At 50.4% G+C, this 14,645-nt stretch carries 12 protein-coding genes; 7 read left to right on the forward strand and 5 right to left on the reverse strand.

What is annotated here, in order from left to right; all coding sequences use genetic code 11:
• Window positions 1–114: 114 nt before the first annotated feature.
• The 4 genes from LGV68_RS02960 to LGV68_RS02975 all read right to left on the reverse strand — a co-directional run bounded on the left by LGV68_RS02960 (window position 115) and on the right by LGV68_RS02975 (window position 4,326).
• Window positions 115–1,461, reverse strand: a complete 1,347-nt coding sequence (locus LGV68_RS02960; RefSeq protein WP_252536215.1) for an ATP-binding protein — start codon at window positions 1,459–1,461, stop codon at window positions 115–117.
• A complete protein-coding gene (locus LGV68_RS02965) occupies window positions 1,451–2,110 on the reverse strand; it encodes a response regulator transcription factor (RefSeq protein WP_202642198.1) in 660 nt (219 codons plus the stop codon). The genes LGV68_RS02960 and LGV68_RS02965 overlap by 11 nt, the downstream gene beginning before the upstream one ends.
• A 9-nt stretch (window positions 2,111–2,119) precedes the next feature.
• Window positions 2,120–2,509 (reverse strand): PepSY domain-containing protein, encoded by a 390-nt coding sequence (locus LGV68_RS02970; protein WP_032082601.1) that lies wholly within the window; start codon window positions 2,507–2,509, stop codon window positions 2,120–2,122.
• Window positions 2,510–2,589: 80 nt separating this feature from the next.
• On the reverse strand, window positions 2,590–4,326 hold the full coding sequence (locus tag LGV68_RS02975; protein ID WP_202645221.1) for a DEAD/DEAH box helicase: 1,737 nt from the start codon (window positions 4,324–4,326) through the stop codon (window positions 2,590–2,592).
• Between the two features lie 86 nt (window positions 4,327–4,412).
• Between LGV68_RS02975 and rsuA the strand changes: the two genes are divergently transcribed.
• From rsuA to LGV68_RS02990, 3 genes are all read left to right on the forward strand, one after another.
• Complete coding sequence (rsuA, locus tag LGV68_RS02980; protein ID WP_044362171.1) at window positions 4,413–5,114, forward strand: 16S rRNA pseudouridine(516) synthase RsuA; 702 nt, start codon at window positions 4,413–4,415, stop codon at window positions 5,112–5,114.
• Window positions 5,115–5,278: 164 nt separating this feature from the next.
• Window positions 5,279–6,487 carry a Bcr/CflA family multidrug efflux MFS transporter gene (locus LGV68_RS02985; RefSeq protein WP_020330337.1) on the forward strand — a complete coding sequence of 403 codons (1,209 nt, stop codon included), beginning with the start codon at window positions 5,279–5,281 and terminating at the stop codon, window positions 6,485–6,487.
• On the forward strand, window positions 6,487–7,146 hold the full coding sequence (locus LGV68_RS02990) for a DUF2913 family protein (protein ID WP_252536217.1): 660 nt from the start codon (window positions 6,487–6,489) through the stop codon (window positions 7,144–7,146). The genes LGV68_RS02985 and LGV68_RS02990 overlap by 1 nt, the downstream gene beginning before the upstream one ends.
• A gap of 38 nt (window positions 7,147–7,184) precedes the next feature.
• Here LGV68_RS02990 and LGV68_RS02995 read toward each other — a convergent pair whose 3' ends face one another.
• Window positions 7,185–8,621 carry a DUF2867 domain-containing protein gene (locus LGV68_RS02995; RefSeq protein WP_222791249.1) on the reverse strand — a complete coding sequence of 479 codons (1,437 nt, stop codon included), beginning with the start codon at window positions 8,619–8,621 and terminating at the stop codon, window positions 7,185–7,187.
• 100 nt (window positions 8,622–8,721) lie between these two features.
• Here LGV68_RS02995 and LGV68_RS03000 point away from each other — a divergent pair, with 100 nt between their 5' ends.
• The 4 genes from LGV68_RS03000 to LGV68_RS03015 all read left to right on the forward strand — a co-directional run bounded on the left by LGV68_RS03000 (window position 8,722) and on the right by LGV68_RS03015 (window position 14,457).
• Window positions 8,722–10,098: an MATE family efflux transporter gene (locus tag LGV68_RS03000; RefSeq protein WP_020330340.1), complete on the forward strand. Its 1,377-nt coding sequence runs from the start codon at window positions 8,722–8,724 to the stop codon at window positions 10,096–10,098.
• A 123-nt stretch (window positions 10,099–10,221) separates the two neighbouring features.
• Window positions 10,222–10,893, forward strand: a complete 672-nt coding sequence (locus LGV68_RS03005; protein WP_020330341.1) for an ABC transporter ATP-binding protein — start codon at window positions 10,222–10,224, stop codon at window positions 10,891–10,893.
• Window positions 10,874–13,327 carry an FtsX-like permease family protein gene (locus tag LGV68_RS03010; protein WP_202642194.1) on the forward strand — a complete coding sequence of 818 codons (2,454 nt, stop codon included), beginning with the start codon at window positions 10,874–10,876 and terminating at the stop codon, window positions 13,325–13,327. The genes LGV68_RS03005 and LGV68_RS03010 overlap by 20 nt, the downstream gene beginning before the upstream one ends.
• Window positions 13,327–14,457 carry a lipocalin-like domain-containing protein gene (locus LGV68_RS03015; RefSeq protein WP_044362166.1) on the forward strand — a complete coding sequence of 377 codons (1,131 nt, stop codon included), beginning with the start codon at window positions 13,327–13,329 and terminating at the stop codon, window positions 14,455–14,457. The genes LGV68_RS03010 and LGV68_RS03015 overlap by 1 nt, the downstream gene beginning before the upstream one ends.
• The last annotated feature ends 188 nt before the right edge of the window (window positions 14,458–14,645 follow it).

Here is a 14,645-nt window from a genome sequence, read left to right on the forward strand (position 1 = left end):
ATTTAACCACTGTTTGGCGGATTAACCATCAATCCTGCGCAAAGACGTCAAAATACGTGATTCTAAACGAGGATGCAGCCGACTTCTGACGTTGTTATTAGACTGTTCAAAAAGCTACAGAGCGGGTTGTTTTAACTTGAGCACCGCTTTTAAACCGCCCAGCTGGCTGCGCGAAAGCGAGAGTTTACCCTGATAGCTGTGTGACATCTCACTGACGATATTGAGGCCAAGCCCGGTACCCGGTTGAGTTTCATCCAACCGAACTCCGCGTTTGACGGCGTTGTCCAAATCTTCATCTCTGATTCCTGGACCATCGTCTTCAACACAGATTTCGACCCACTTCTTGTCAACCACGCGACTGTGTACCCGAATCAGGGAATTGGCCCACTTATAACTGTTTTCCAGCAGGTTACCGATCATTTCATCAAAGTCGGTGGTGTCGACGGCGACTTCCAGCTCAGAATCAAGTTCGTTTACCAGGACAATGTCACGCTCGGCATACACTTTGTCAAAAGCCATTGAAATGGCGTCGACACGTTCGCTGGGGTTCGCTTTTACCGCCAGAATGTTTGCAGAACCTGCCATTCGCGCGCGCCCGAGGTGGTAGTCAATCTGCTTTTGAATTTGTTCAATGGGCAGTTGCAGCTTTTCGCGCTGATCAGGTGGCAGCGTTTCTATCTCGTTTTTCAGGACGGAAAGTGGCGTTTTCAACGCATGCGACAGGTTACCGGCATGGTTGCGAGCTCTTTCTAAAAGCTCCTGATAGTGAAACAACAACGCATTGAGGTCGTTCACCAACGGTGAAATCTCTTTTGGATAAGCTTCGTCCAATCCCGATTGTGCACCTTTTCGTAGGGCGACCAGCTCTTTTTGCATTTTGCCCAGCGGCCACAGCGACCAGGAAATTTGAGCGGCAATCAGCACCAGTACGCCGACAAACAGCAAACCGAGTATGACCCAAAGTTGGCTGACCACCTGTTTGAGGGTATCCATGATTGGCGCTTCATCGACACCGACAAAAATCGTGATTGGGTTTGAGAACTCCGGTAGATAGACGGTGCGGGTGAGGATCACTAAGGGTTCATCTTTTGCACCCAGATAGGTCGTCTTGAGACCATGTTCATGTTTGGTCAGCGATTTGTCCCACAACGAACGAGAACGCAATTCCTGATCGCCGACGCTGGCTGTCCAGTAAAGCCCGCTATAGGGTTGGTAAAAGCGTGGATCGGATAAGCGGATGGCAAGGCTCAGGCCGCCGCGGTCGTTGGCCTCAAGATTGGCGGTGATTTCATCCATGGAAAGTCGAAGCTGGTTCTGAACGTCAGACACCAAATACTCTTTTACCAGACTTGGAATGATATAGCCTGCTGCGAGAATCATCGCCCCGAGCCATAAGGTCGCCGCCAATAGCAGACGGCTTTTCAGGCTGAGACGTTTGAACGGCGACTCTCTATTCGGCATACAACTGATACCCTAAACCACGGACGGTTTTGATGATGTTCGGTGCGATTTTCTTGCGGATTCGGCCGATGAAAACCTCAATGGTATTTGAGTCGCGATCAAAATCTTGTTTGTAAATGTGCTCAACCAGCTCAGTGCGGGAGATTACTTTCTCTGGGTTATGCATAAAGTAGGCGACCACTTTATATTCCAACGCGGTGAGGTTGACGGCTTGTCCGCGCCACATCACTTTCGATGTGCGAGTATCCAGACTTAAATCGCCAATTTGCATCACGGGTGAAGCATTCCCGGAAGCGCGGCGCAGTTGTGCGCGAATGCGGGCGATGAGTTCAACCATTTCAAACGGTTTGGTGAGGTAATCGTCGGCGCCTGCGTTTAGGCCTTCAACGCGCTGAGTTAAGGTATCGCGCGCACTGAGAATCACCACTGGCGTGTTGATGTTTTCATCGCGAATGCCTTTGAGAACGGTTAACCCGTCTAACTTAGGTAAACCAAGGTCGAGCACGATCACATCCCACTCTTCAGACGTTGCGCGGTAAAGAGCATCAATCCCATCCTGCGATAATTCGGGTACCCAGCCAGTTTGCTCTAGTGAATCAATGATCTGTTCACCCAAACGCGCGTCGTCTTCCACTACCAGTATTTTCATGATGTTTCTCTATTTTTTGATGACATCGAGGACGTTACGTCCACGAATAGACATTAGCTCAAGGGTAGTGGCGTTGTATTCCACACGAATCACTTTATTGTCATAAACCAGTTTGAGTTCGTAGATCCACTCATCATCATCTTCATCCAATTCGACTTTAATCACGCGGCCATTTAACTGCTTATCAATGGTGGCGTAGAGTTCGGAAAAAGGACGAATTTTACCCTGACGAACCGCTTCATACACTTCGTCCTGATCTTCATCGATTTTAACGTGGGCACCTTCTTTATAGGCGTCTTGAATCAGTTCGTGCGGGGCATCGTGGTCAGCGAGTGCTGGCAGAGAGAGGCTACTGAAAAGAGCAAGACATGCGAATGCTTTCATGTGTTGATTCAACATATTAGCTACCTGTTAAGTCACATGCCGTCAGTATATAAAAATGAAAATGAATAGAAAGTGAATCAACCACTTTACGCAGATTAACTCAGTTCATCCTCAAAGATTTTGTCGCGCATTTTCCAGAAGCGACCGACTTTGCGGGCTATTACGAACTGGGGCGGGCGGAAGCGATGTTGATTATTCACCACTTTGCTTGGCGACGCTTCGTCAAACGGACGATGTTTGTCGGCCAGATGAGGGCGCACAAAGCGCTCTTTGAACGTGGTTTTTTGTTTCGCTGTCGTCAAAGACCAGAACTCGTGCACCTGTGCGTTGTTGTCACCGCGATAGGTCACTTTGAGCTGGGATTTGCCTTTGTCATCTTTCAGTACTGACAGATCCATTTCGAGGCACTCAAACACCAGCGCGTCTTTCAGATTGAGTGCTTCTTTGAGCTTTTTGTCCGGGTCGACCAGCGTCGCATCGCATTCATGACAAATTCGCGCGGCGATGTCGTTGTCTGCACCGCACTCGCCGCAGTATTTGGCGCGAAAGCGGTAACCACAGTGTTCGCGTTCGCCAGTCTCTTCATCAGTAAAGTAGCCCTGACAGCGGCGGCCGTAGTGTTCTATCAAAAAACCGTTACTGTCGAGCTTGCCCCAAAAGTTATTGTTAAAGCCGCAGGCCGGGCAGGGGATGGTGATGATTTCGCTGTCGGAATCCGGCTTGGGGTCGCCTACCTCCGGCTGATACAGATCGTAGGTGTTACCCGCATAGTCGAGCACCAAACATTCGGTTTTCCCCGGAGAAAGGCGCAGGCCGCGACCAACAATTTGTTGATACAAGCTGACCGATTCCGTCGGGCGCAAAATAGCAATCAGATCGACGTGCGGTGCGTCAAAACCAGTGGTCAGTACGGATACGTTAACCAGAAACTTCAAATCACGCTGTTTAAAGCGCTGAATAATTGCGTCACGTTCCGGTGACGGCGTATCACCAATCACGATGTCGGATTCGCCTTGTGGCAGTAAGCCCAGGATTTCCTGCGCATGGCGCACCGTAGCGGCAAATACCATCACGCCCTGTTTATCGGCGGCGAGCTGAATGATCTGCTGAACAATCTGCGGTGTCGCGCGTTTCGATTGTTCAATCACCAAATCCATTTCAGACTCTTTGTAGCGGCCGGTGTTGGCAGGCTTGAGCTGCGAAAAGTCGTAACTCAGCACGGGGGCGTCGATAAGGCGCGCTGGAGTAAGGAATCCTTCATCCAACAGGTAGCGGATCGGCAGTTCAAAGATGCAGTCGCGGAAAAAACGTGGTTCTTCGCTGCGCACCAGACCACGGGTGTGATACTGATAAATCCAACCCATCCCCAATCGATAGGGAGTGGCAGTCAGGCCTAATACTTTCATTCCCGGATTGAGTTCCAGCAGGTGAGTGATGACTTTTTGATAGCTGCTGCTTTTGTCATCCGGTACGCGGTGACATTCGTCGATGACCAGTAATGAAAACTGGTTTTTGAATGCGTCGAGGTTACGAACGACCGACTGCACCGAAGCAAACACGACTTGCTGATCGGTTTCTTTGCGGCCAAGGCCTGCCGAGAAGATGGCACCTTTGAGGTCGTAGCCTTCGTATTTCGCGTGGTTTTGCTCGACCAGTTCTTTGACGTGTGCTAGCACCAGAACTCGACCTTTTGCCAGGCGCGCCAATTCAGCGATCACCAAACTTTTGCCCGCACCTGTAGGAAGCACGATGACGGCAGGAGTGGAGTGTTGGCGGAAGTAGTGGATCACCGCTTTAACGGAATCTGCTTGATAAGGACGAAGTGTGTACATGCTGGCCGGCGATAATTTCTGTGAAATAGCTCAACTATTTAGTGTCAGCCCGCTATAATACCCGACTTCAAGCAGATGAGGTATTCATGCGTTTAGATAAATTCTTGTGTGATGCGCTGGGCAGCACGCGAAAAGAAGCCACTCAGATTCTGAAAAGTGGTGATGTTACCGTCGATGGTAAGGTTCAGAAAAGCGGTGCAGTCCAAGTGACGGACGACTCCGTGGTGGTATGGCAGGATCGTGAGCTTTCGCTGACAGGGCCGCGCTACATTATGTTGTATAAGCCGGAAGGGTTTGTCTGCTCGCATGAAGACGGTTTTAATCACACGGCGTTTGTTCTGCTCGATGAAGTGAATATGCGAGGCCTGCATTTTGCCGGGCGTCTGGACGTGGATACCACGGGGCTGGTGCTGATTACCGATGATGGACAGTGGTCACATCGAATTACGTCACCAAAACACAAGTGCGACAAAACGTATCGCGTTTGGCTGGCTGATCCTGTGCAGGCTGATTACGCCGAGAAACTGGCGAATGGTATTGAGCTGCGTAACGAACGTGAAATGACTCTGCCAGCGCAAATGGAACTGGTGAATGCGGACGAAAATGAAGTACTGCTGACCATTCACGAAGGTAAATACCATCAGGTAAAACGTATGTTTGCCGCGCTGGGCAATAAAGTTGTGGGTCTGCACCGTGAACGCGTCGGTGACATCGTATTGGATGAGGCGTTAGAGCCGGGTGAATACCGCTACCTGACTGAAGAAGAAGTGGCGTCTATCTGGAAGTAATTGACGACTCTGTCAGGAAATAAAATGTAATTTAGGAAATAGTTTGTTTCCTAATTAGAACTAGAAGTTTGCGCGTAATTCCCTAATCTGTGGCGCGTTTACTAAACTATCCTAAGTGCGGCACCTTGTTGTCGCACTTCGTATTTATATCAGAGCGGAGATTTATGACCTCTAATACTGCATCCCCCCAACACGATGCTTCGAAGATCGGTTTTCTGTTGTTTGTGGTTCTTGGCGCGATTGGCGCGTTAACCCCTTTAGCGATCGACATGTATCTGCCAGCGATGCCAGCGATCGCCCGAGATCTCGGTGCCAGTGCTGGTGCGGTTCAAATTACGCTGACGGCGTATACCGCCGGTTTTGCTATCGGCCAACTTTTGCATGGCCCTTTAGCTGATAGCTACGGACGTCGTCCTGTCATGCTGTGCGGTGTCTTCCTGTTTGCGGTGGCTTCAATGGTCAGTGCAACGACCAATGGTATTGATGCATTAACCACCGTTCGTGCGGCGCAAGGTTTTGCCGGTGCGGCGGCGGCGGTTGTCATTCAGGCCGTGGTGCGTGATATGTTCGATCGAGAAGATTTTGCGCGAGCGATGTCGTTTGTGACTCTGGTGGTGACGTTGGCTCCACTGGTTGCCCCGATGATTGGTGGGCATCTGGCTGTGTGGTTCGGTTGGCGTTCCATTTTCTGGGCGTTGGCGATTTTCTCTGCGCTCGTGATTGCCATGGTGTTCTGGAAAATTCCGGAAACATTGTCGGCAGACAACCGTCAGCCTCTGCATTTCAGAAGTACCATCAAAAACTACCTGCAGCTGTGTCGCAATGGTGAGGCGATGGGACTGATCTTCTCGGGTGCTTTTTCATTTGCTGGTATGTTTGCATTCCTAACCGCAGGTTCGTTTGTCTATATCGATCTGTATGGGGTGACACCGAATGAGTTTGGCTACCTGTTTGGCCTGAACATTGTCGCGATGATCGCCATGACGAGCTTAAATGGCCGCTTCGTGAAGAAAGTCGGTTCGCATGCGATGCTGCGTTTCGGCTTGTTCATTCAGTTATTGGCCGGTATTGGCCTGTTTGTCGGCTGGATGCTGGATGCCGGTCTGTGGGGCACGGTGCCTTTTGTCGTGCTATTTGTCGGCACAATCTCAACCATTGGTAGTAACTCGATGGGTTTGCTGCTGAGTGGCTACCCTCGTATGGCGGGGACAGCATCGTCACTGGCGGGTACACTGCGTTTTGGTACCGGATCTGTGATTGGCGCTGTGGTTGCCGCAATGCCAAGCGGCGTTGCGTGGCCAATGATTTTCGTTATGGCCGGATGTTCGGTATTATCGGTCGGTTTTTATTGGACCTTAGGAAGAAAAGCGTAGTGTCAGACTATTACTTGGAAATTCAGAATGTCGTGAATTCGGCATTGGCAGAGTTAGACGCTGAACATCGTTCAGGCAAACTGGTGAATGCACCAGTGGCCAACAATCACTTTTTAGTGCATTGGGTTACCAAGGCGTTGAAGAGCCAACGTTTTCATCGTTGTGTGGTCGACGACTTAACGCGCTGGCAAAAAGCGGGCCGTTCAAAAGGCAATCAGTCGGAATTGCTGTTTACCTTTAAACGCATCTCTGGCTATTACGCGTCGTTTTTTAGCGGTGAACGTGACAACACCATCACTGATAAAAAAGTTGAGAGGTTTCTCGATAGCATGGAGCAGGACGGGTGGGAAATCTCGACGTCTGAGCCGTTGGTTGATTGTGGTAAAGTGCAGATCTTTACTGACGGTCAGAACTCACTGGCGCTGTGTTCCGTGCAATGTGAAGCGTGTTTTGACGGTGAGTTGCTGGTTAAACCGATGAGCTGGTTTGTGCGCGGTTTCCATGCAGGATTTGTCGAGAAAGCTGCGGCAGCCGGATTTATGCTTCACAAGCGTACCGATTACAAATCGAACGTCAAATATCATGGTGAGTACCTGATTTACCCAGGCAACATGGGACAGCAGGTGGCAGAAATTCCACTGTCGTTCAAAGCGGACTGATCGCTGGTAATGAAATCGTATTGATAAGGCTCTGATGTTCAGAGCCTTTTTTGTTGCGCCTTTTTCACGATGGCTTTCACCATACCGTTAAAGATGAACAGATGGGCGGGCATCATGGCGAACCAATACAACAAGCCAAGGAATCCTTGCGGGTGCCACCATGCGGTTACATTCAGTTCGCGTCTGCCTTCAATTTCCTTAATCGTAAATTCCAGACGGCCAAGCCCCGGGCCTTTCATACCAAAGAACAGTGACAAAAAACGATTGGGTTCGCTGCGAATCACTTTCCACGAGTCAATGAAATCACCCACTTGCAGCTCTGGGCCCGGCGGGCTGCGACGAACGGGTTTACCGCCGCCAAAGAACAGATCGAGCCATTCACGGGTGCGCCATAGTACGTTGGCAAAGAAGTAACCTTCTTCACGGCTACCGATGGTGCGGATGACGGCCCACAACTGCTGCGCGCTGACCTCGGTGGTGATGGTTGCGCCCGCCTGTTTAGGATAATAGCCAAACCCCGGCTGCCAACGATTCAGTGCGCCCGGATCAAAGCCCCAGACTTCACTGCGTACAAAGGTGCCTTCTTGCTCAATAGTGCTTTTCGCCGCGTCAAAGTAGCGGATTAACGGTTGCGGATAGCGTTGCTGAATCTCACTCGAGTTAGCGACATAGTCATGCTCCAACCCCGCCAGAAGGGCGCGGCCAATGCTCGAAGGCACCGACGTGACTAACCCAAGCCAATACGAAGCCATACGCGGAGTCAGCAGGGAAGTAGACCACAGACGAAAGGGTTTGCCTGCCAGTTCGCAAATCACGCGAAACTGATCACGATAGGTAAGGGTATCTGGTCCTCCGGCCTCAAACAGTTGGTGGCCAGTGGGAGATTCCCTTGCCAGTTTAAGCAAATAGTGATTGAGGTTCGCCAGCGCAATCGGATTGGCTTTGGAGTCGACCCATTTCGGCGCGATCAATACGGGAAGGTTGTAGACAAAATCGCGCATGATTTCAAAAGCGGCTGAGCCGGGACCGATGATCACACCCGCACGCAGTTCAGTGACCGGGACCTTGGATTGACGCAAAATATCACCGGTTTCACGTCTGGCTTTGAGATGCTCGGAGTTACCGGTTTGTGGTTGAAGCGCACTTAGATAAATAACGTGCTGAACCTGACTTTGATCGAGCGCGTTTTTAAAGTGGTGGGCGAGAGAGAGTTCGTAATCAACAAAGTCGTGTCCCTGAGCCATGCCATGGACCAGAAAAAATACCAGATCAAATTTTGGTACCAGCGTCAGCGTAGCGGCTTCATCCGCCAAGTCGAGGGGAGTGATGGTCAGATTCGGGTGAGGTGCGGTACGCATAGTGAGGTAGTCAGTATGGCGCGATGCTGCCGTGACCTCGTAACCTTCATCAAGGAGTTGTGGAAGCAATTGAGAACCTACGTAGCCAGAGGCGCCCAGCACTAGAACTTTCTTCATTCGTCGTCCCTTGAATGGAGTGGTGTGATTATGCGCATACGCGTATAATAGCTGCTCACTTTTCCCCTTGCTATCAAACTCTTGCCTTTGAGGTGGTCTGTTGTCTGTTGTCTCTCAAGTTTTACATTACACAAAGGGTGATTTTCTCCGCCGCTTAGTCGCGATTGCGCTGCCGATCAGTCTGCAAAGTATCATGTTTTCCAGCCGTGGTCTGGTGGATGTGTTGATGTTAGGCCAACTTGGGGAAGCCGAAATTGCGGCGGTGGGTGTTGCGGCTCGCGCCACCTTCGTTACCACTATTATGTTAGTCGGGGTCACGACGGGCGGTGCGCTACTTACCGCGCAGTACTGGGGAGCCGCCAATAAACAAGGGGTTCGGGAAAGCACCGCACTGACCTGGCTGGTATCGATGTTCTTTGCCATGTTCACGGTAGCGCTGTTTCTGTTCTTCCCAACGCAGATCATGGGGCTGACAACCGATTCAGCACGGGTCAACGAACTGGGAACAGAGTATCTGGTGATTACCTCATTCAGTATGTTTGCGGTTGCCTGTGTGAGCAGCATGGCAGTGGGACTGCGAGCGATGCACAAGCCTGGCATCAGCACTTTCTTCAGTGGCATCGGCATTTTGTCGAACGTATTTCTCAACTGGATTCTGATCTTCGGTAAGTTCGGCTTTCCGGCGATGGGAATTCAAGGGGCTGCGATTGCGACTCTGCTCAGTGGTTTTATTGAAGTTGTGACACTTTATGGCTATCTGTACGGCAAGCATCATCTGCTGGCATTCCATCTGGGCGATATTCGCGCGGTTCTGGTTTGGCACACTATTGCACGTTTTCTGAAGTTGTCTCTGCCGACCACATTTAACTTCCTGAGTTGGGCCGGAGGGCTGTTTGCCTACCACGCGATCATGGGGCAAACCGGTGTGCAGGGGCTCGCGGCACTGTCGGTGATGACGCCAGTGGAGTCCATCTCGCTCAGCCTGCTGATCGGTATGTCTAATGCGGCCGCTGTGCTAGTCGGGAACCAGCTGGGCGCGAAAAATTACGATGCGGTCTATTACCAGGCCATTGGCATTACGATATTGAGCTTTGTGGTCGGCATTGTCGTGGCGATGTTGCTGTTTGTGATACAGATTCCGATCCTGAACTCGTTTAGTGCTCTAACGGTTGAAACCCGCGAACTGGCAGAGAAATTCATCATGATTCTGAGTCTGGGTATCGTGTTGCGTTCGATCCCAATGACGGTGATCGTCGGGGTACTGCGTGCGGGCGGGGATGTGAAATTCTGCCTTGGACAGGACATGATTGCCCAGTGGCTCATCGGTATTCCACTGGCGGCTTTCGCAGCAATTTACCTGAATGTGAAACCAGAGTGGATTTATCTGCTGTTTTTGACCGAAGAAGTCGTCAAATGGTTTGGCTCTTCCTGGCGCATGAAGAGTAAGAAATGGATGCGGAATTTGATCGAAAACTAGACGCAAGGCGGTTTTGTAATGCATTTTGGTGCATATTTTGTGATCTAATATCCAAAATACTTCCTACTGAAAGGGAATTAGTGTAGATTCTCAGTCCAATTTGAAACGACAGTGAGCGATTTGATGTTACAACTGAAAGACCTGTCCAAAGGCTATGTGGATGGTGATGAATTCCACCCTGTTTTACAGGGGGCGCAGTTGACGTTAAATCGTGGCGATCAGTTAGCATTGATGGGAGAAAGTGGCTCGGGTAAGAGTACGCTACTCAATTTGATTGCGGGGCTGGATACTGTCGATTCTGGTGAAATCTGGTTCCCCGATTTCGCGATGCACAATAACGCTGAACACAAACGTACCGCGTTTCGTCGTAATAACATTGGTCATATCTTTCAACAGTTTAACCTGTTGCCAACGCTGAATATCGCAGACAACATTCGTTTTTGCCGCCAACTGAAAGGCTTACCGGAAGATCCGGGTTTGTGGCGTCAGATTTTGTCAGCGCTGGATTTAATGCCGCTGCTTGGACGTTATCCGGAAGAAGTCTCCGGTGGCCAGCAGCAACGCGCCGCGATCGCCCGCGCACTGTATATGGAGCCGACGTTGCTGCTCGCCGACGAACCGACAGGTAGCCTGGATGAACGTAATGCTGAGGCGGTGATGCGTTTGCTGACGACGTTGGCAAGGCAACTGGATTGTACTCTGTTGCTGGTGACGCACAGTGAAAAAGTGGCGCAACACATGGAAGGTTGCATTCGTCTCCAGGGAGGACAACTTCATGTTATGGCCCGTAGTTAAAGCACTACTTGGGCATTACCGTCGCTACCCGCTGCAAATTTTCTTAGTTTGGCTGGGCCTTACGCTCAGTGTCTCCTTATTAGTTGGTGTAACCGCGATCAACCAACATGCTCGTCAAAGCTATGAGCATGGTGAAAAACTTTTCTCAAATCCTCTTCCGTATCGCATTCGAACCAAACATATCGCTAACAAAATCCCACAGGGTTTTTATGTCCAGTTGCGCCGTGATGGCTTCAACCAGTGTGCCCCTTTCGATAGCTATCGTCTGACAACGAAATCCGGCGCTGACATGACCTTGCTTGGCATCGACCCTGTGGCGATGCTGCCTCTTGGCAATGGCAAAACCCTCAGCGAAATGCATACGCTAACGTTGATGTCACCGCCGTATCCGATCATGGTCAGTCAGGATTTTGCGTCGATTCAGGGCTGGTCTGATGGTGACTTTATTGAATTGGACGATGGCGCCAAGCTGGGGCCAGTACTGATTGACAATGACAACCTGATCAACGGCACGCGAGTGATTGCCGATTTGTCGTTGGTTCGCATGCTGAAAAAGAGTTCGGGTTTATCGGTGATTGCGTGCAGCGAGATGCCCGCTGAGAAGCTTGAAGCCCTAAAGAATGCATTACCCAATGGCATGACGCTGGTTCGCAGCAGTCGCTCTGAACTGGAATCGTTAACCAATGCGTTCCACATGAACCTGACGGCGATGGCGATGCTGTCGTTTTTGGTTGGGTTATTCATCTTCTATCAGGCGATGTCGTTGTCACTGATTCAGCGCCAGCCACTGGTCGGCATACTGCGTCAGACCGGTGTTTCTGGCTGGCAACTGGCTAAAGCGCTGTCTCTTGAGTTGTTAGGTCTGGTGATTTTAAGCTGGTTGTGCGGCAATGCGTTTGGGCTGATTCTGGCAAATAAGTTGATCCCATCGGTATCGGCCAGTTTAGCCAATCTCTATGACGCGAATGTTGGTCTTTCAATTAGTTGGGATTGGTCATGGAGCAGCTACAGCCTGTTTCTGGCCACGTTTGGGGCTTTTGCCTCGTGTGCCTGGCCACTCATTCGTTTGCTGAAATCTCAGCCGATCCGTCTGACGACACGCCTTTCACTGGTACGCTTTGCCGGTTCGGAATTTACTCTGCAAGCGCTGGTAGCATGCGGCCTGTTTATCGCGGCACTGGCGGTTTACCAGGCGCCAAAATCTCAGTCTTCCGGTTTTGCAATTATTGCCTTGATGCTGTTGAGTGCGGCACTGATTACCCCGTTCCTTATCTGGAAAGTGTTTAACAGTTTTTCGTACACGCTGCGCTGGGTCAAAGTTCGTTGGTTCTTCGCGGATGCGGCCGCGAGCATGAGTTATCGCGGCGTTGCGACCATGGCCTTTATGCTGGCTATGGCGGCTAATATCGGTGTCGAAACCATGGTTGGCAGCTTCCGTGACACCACCGAGAAATGGTTGACGCAGCGACTGGCTGCTGACGTGTATCTCTATCCAACCAACAGCTCGGCATCAAGAATGAGCGATTGGCTGGTCAAACAACCGGAAGTCAAAGATGTTTGGTGGCGTTGGGAAAAAGATTTCTCTACCGACAAAGGTGTACTGCAAGTCGTCAGCACTGGCGCTTCGGATGGTGAACTTGATTCTCTGACCGTCAAGCTGGGCGTGCCGAACTATTGGTACCATTTGCATCATTCACGTGGGGTGATGATCAGCGAGTCAATGGCCATTAAATTGGGAATTCGCCCCGGTGATTATATTGATCTCTCGATGCCTTTGGGGCAGGGCTGGCTGGTGGTTGGCGTCTACTACGACTACGGTAACCCTTACAATCAGGTGCTGATGTCTCATCGCAACTGGCTGTATGCTTTTGCCGGAACGGGCAACGTTGCACTGGCCGTCAAACTGAAAGAAGGCATTCATGGTGACGGGCTGAAAAAACGTCTGGATACCGTTTTCCGTTTGGACTCTGAACGCGTGTTCGACAACACGGGTATTCACAATCAGGCGATGCGCGTTTTTGACCGTACCTTTGCGATTGCCGGTACGCTGGGCAATATCACTCTCTTGATTGCAGTGTGCGGCATTTTCTTCGCTACGCTGGCTGGTGAAGTTTCTCGCCAACGACATATCTCTTTACTGCGCTGCTTGGGTGTGTCTGGTAAAGAGTTGGTAGTGATTGGTGCGTTGCAGCTGTTTGTGTTTGGTGCCATCACGCTCATGATCGCGATGCCGCTCGGAATTGCATTGGCAAAACTGGTGGTGGACGTAGTGATTCGGCAATCATTTGGTTGGACAATTGAATTGCAACTGATCCCTGCCGCGTATGCCCATACGGCTTTGTGGTCGATGTTTGCCCTGATCATCGCAGGAGCACTGCCCGTTATTCGTTTGGTTAGGCAGCCAGCAATGAAGTCGTTAAGGGATGCGCTGTAATGATGACGATGAAAAAAGGCATGAAGTTAATTCTGGCGACGCTGTTTTTTGCTTTGGTGTTTTCTCTCGTTGGCTATTTGATGCGTGAGATTTATCTGTCGACGCAGTTACAATCGAGCAGCGATGAAATTCATGCGGCGTTGTCTTCACAACAACATCAGGTTTATGAACCAGTTCTGCCCAATAAAGCGGTGATTCTGCCGGACGATTTCGCTTTCCACCCACAATTTCAGCATGAATGGTGGCACTTCTTTGCCAATGTTAAGGATGCCAGCGGTCAGCAATATGGTGTTCAGTGGAGCTATTTCCGTATTGCCAATGATGATCGAAACACCATTGGCTGGCAAAGCCCGCAACTGTATTTGTCGCATACCGTCATTTCCACTCGCGACCACGTTTGGCGAGAGCAACGAATGGCTCGCGGTGGCATCGGTCAGGCTGGCATGAGTAATCAACCGTTTCGTCTTTGGATTGATAACTGGGACTGGCGATCATTAGGTAACGGACCGTTACCCGGATTGTTAAGTGTGGCCACTGACTCATTTGGTGTGTCGTTGCAAATGACGGCGTCCGGGCCTTATGTGCTGCCCGGCGACAAGGGTTATCAAACTAAACACGATCTGTTACCGGTTGCTTCATACAATGTGCAGGCACCGTTTATTCAGGTGCGTGGCGAGCTGCAGCTCAGTAAAAACTCAGCGCCAGTGAAAGTTGAAGGCTCTGCCTGGGTAAGTAAAGAGTGGGGCAGTGGCCTGTTGGCGGAAGGTCAGCAGGGCTGGGACTGGTTTGTTCTCAAGCTTGACAAGCAGACTACGCTGACGGTTAGCCGTTATCGTCATGCGCAGCAGTTGCCTTATGTGTTTGGCACTCTGGCAACCAATGACGGCAAAGTGATATCACTGCGCGAATCGGATATCAACATTACACCTGTCCATCTGACGTCTTTGGCCAACGGTAAGATGGTTCCGTTGCAGTGGCATATTTCCATTCCGAGTAAAAATATTAACCTCACGACCAGTGTTTTAAATCAACATCTCTGGTTGCCTTTTGCCCTGCCGTACTGGGAGGGGCCTATCTATACCGTTGGTTCGCATAATGCGGAAGGTTTTATGCAGTTGACCGGCTATTAGTTTTTACTAACTGACAGATATTAAACGGGAATCGCTTAGCGGTTCCCGTTTTTGTTATGCATGTTTTACCAAATATTGTGTTTTATTTCCTATACTTATGGTTTGGTTAATGGTGAAAGAAATTACGTGGTGAATTGCTGAATACTTCGGATATTCCGAATTAAAGGTTCATTACAAGCGATTTTTCA

The sequence above is a fragment of the Vibrio sp. LQ2 genome (genome assembly GCF_023920125.1).
Taxonomy (GTDB): domain Bacteria; phylum Pseudomonadota; class Gammaproteobacteria; order Enterobacterales; family Vibrionaceae; genus Vibrio; species Vibrio fluvialis.

What these genes read in the sequence shown, in the direction of transcription:
- LGV68_RS02975 (WP_202645221.1), bottom strand. Translation starts at nt 4,326, where the DNA reads ATGTACACACTTCGTCCTTATCAAGCAGATTCCGTTAAAGCGGTGATC.
- LGV68_RS02965 (WP_202642198.1), bottom strand. Translation starts at nt 2,110, where the DNA reads ATGAAAATACTGGTAGTGGAAGACGACGCGCGTTTGGGTGAACAGATC.
- LGV68_RS02970 (WP_032082601.1), bottom strand. Translation starts at nt 2,509, where the DNA reads ATGTTGAATCAACACATGAAAGCATTCGCATGTCTTGCTCTTTTCAGT.
- LGV68_RS03005 (WP_020330341.1), top strand. Translation starts at nt 10,222, where the DNA reads ATGTTACAACTGAAAGACCTGTCCAAAGGCTATGTGGATGGTGATGAA.
- LGV68_RS03015 (WP_044362166.1), top strand. Translation starts at nt 13,327, where the DNA reads ATGATGACGATGAAAAAAGGCATGAAGTTAATTCTGGCGACGCTGTTT.
- LGV68_RS02995 (WP_222791249.1), bottom strand. Translation starts at nt 8,621, where the DNA reads ATGAAGAAAGTTCTAGTGCTGGGCGCCTCTGGCTACGTAGGTTCTCAA.
- LGV68_RS02960 (WP_252536215.1), bottom strand. Translation starts at nt 1,461, where the DNA reads ATGCCGAATAGAGAGTCGCCGTTCAAACGTCTCAGCCTGAAAAGCCGT.
- LGV68_RS03010 (WP_202642194.1), top strand. Translation starts at nt 10,874, where the DNA reads ATGTTATGGCCCGTAGTTAAAGCACTACTTGGGCATTACCGTCGCTAC.
- LGV68_RS02985 (WP_020330337.1), top strand. Translation starts at nt 5,279, where the DNA reads ATGACCTCTAATACTGCATCCCCCCAACACGATGCTTCGAAGATCGGT.
- rsuA (WP_044362171.1), top strand. Translation starts at nt 4,413, where the DNA reads ATGCGTTTAGATAAATTCTTGTGTGATGCGCTGGGCAGCACGCGAAAA.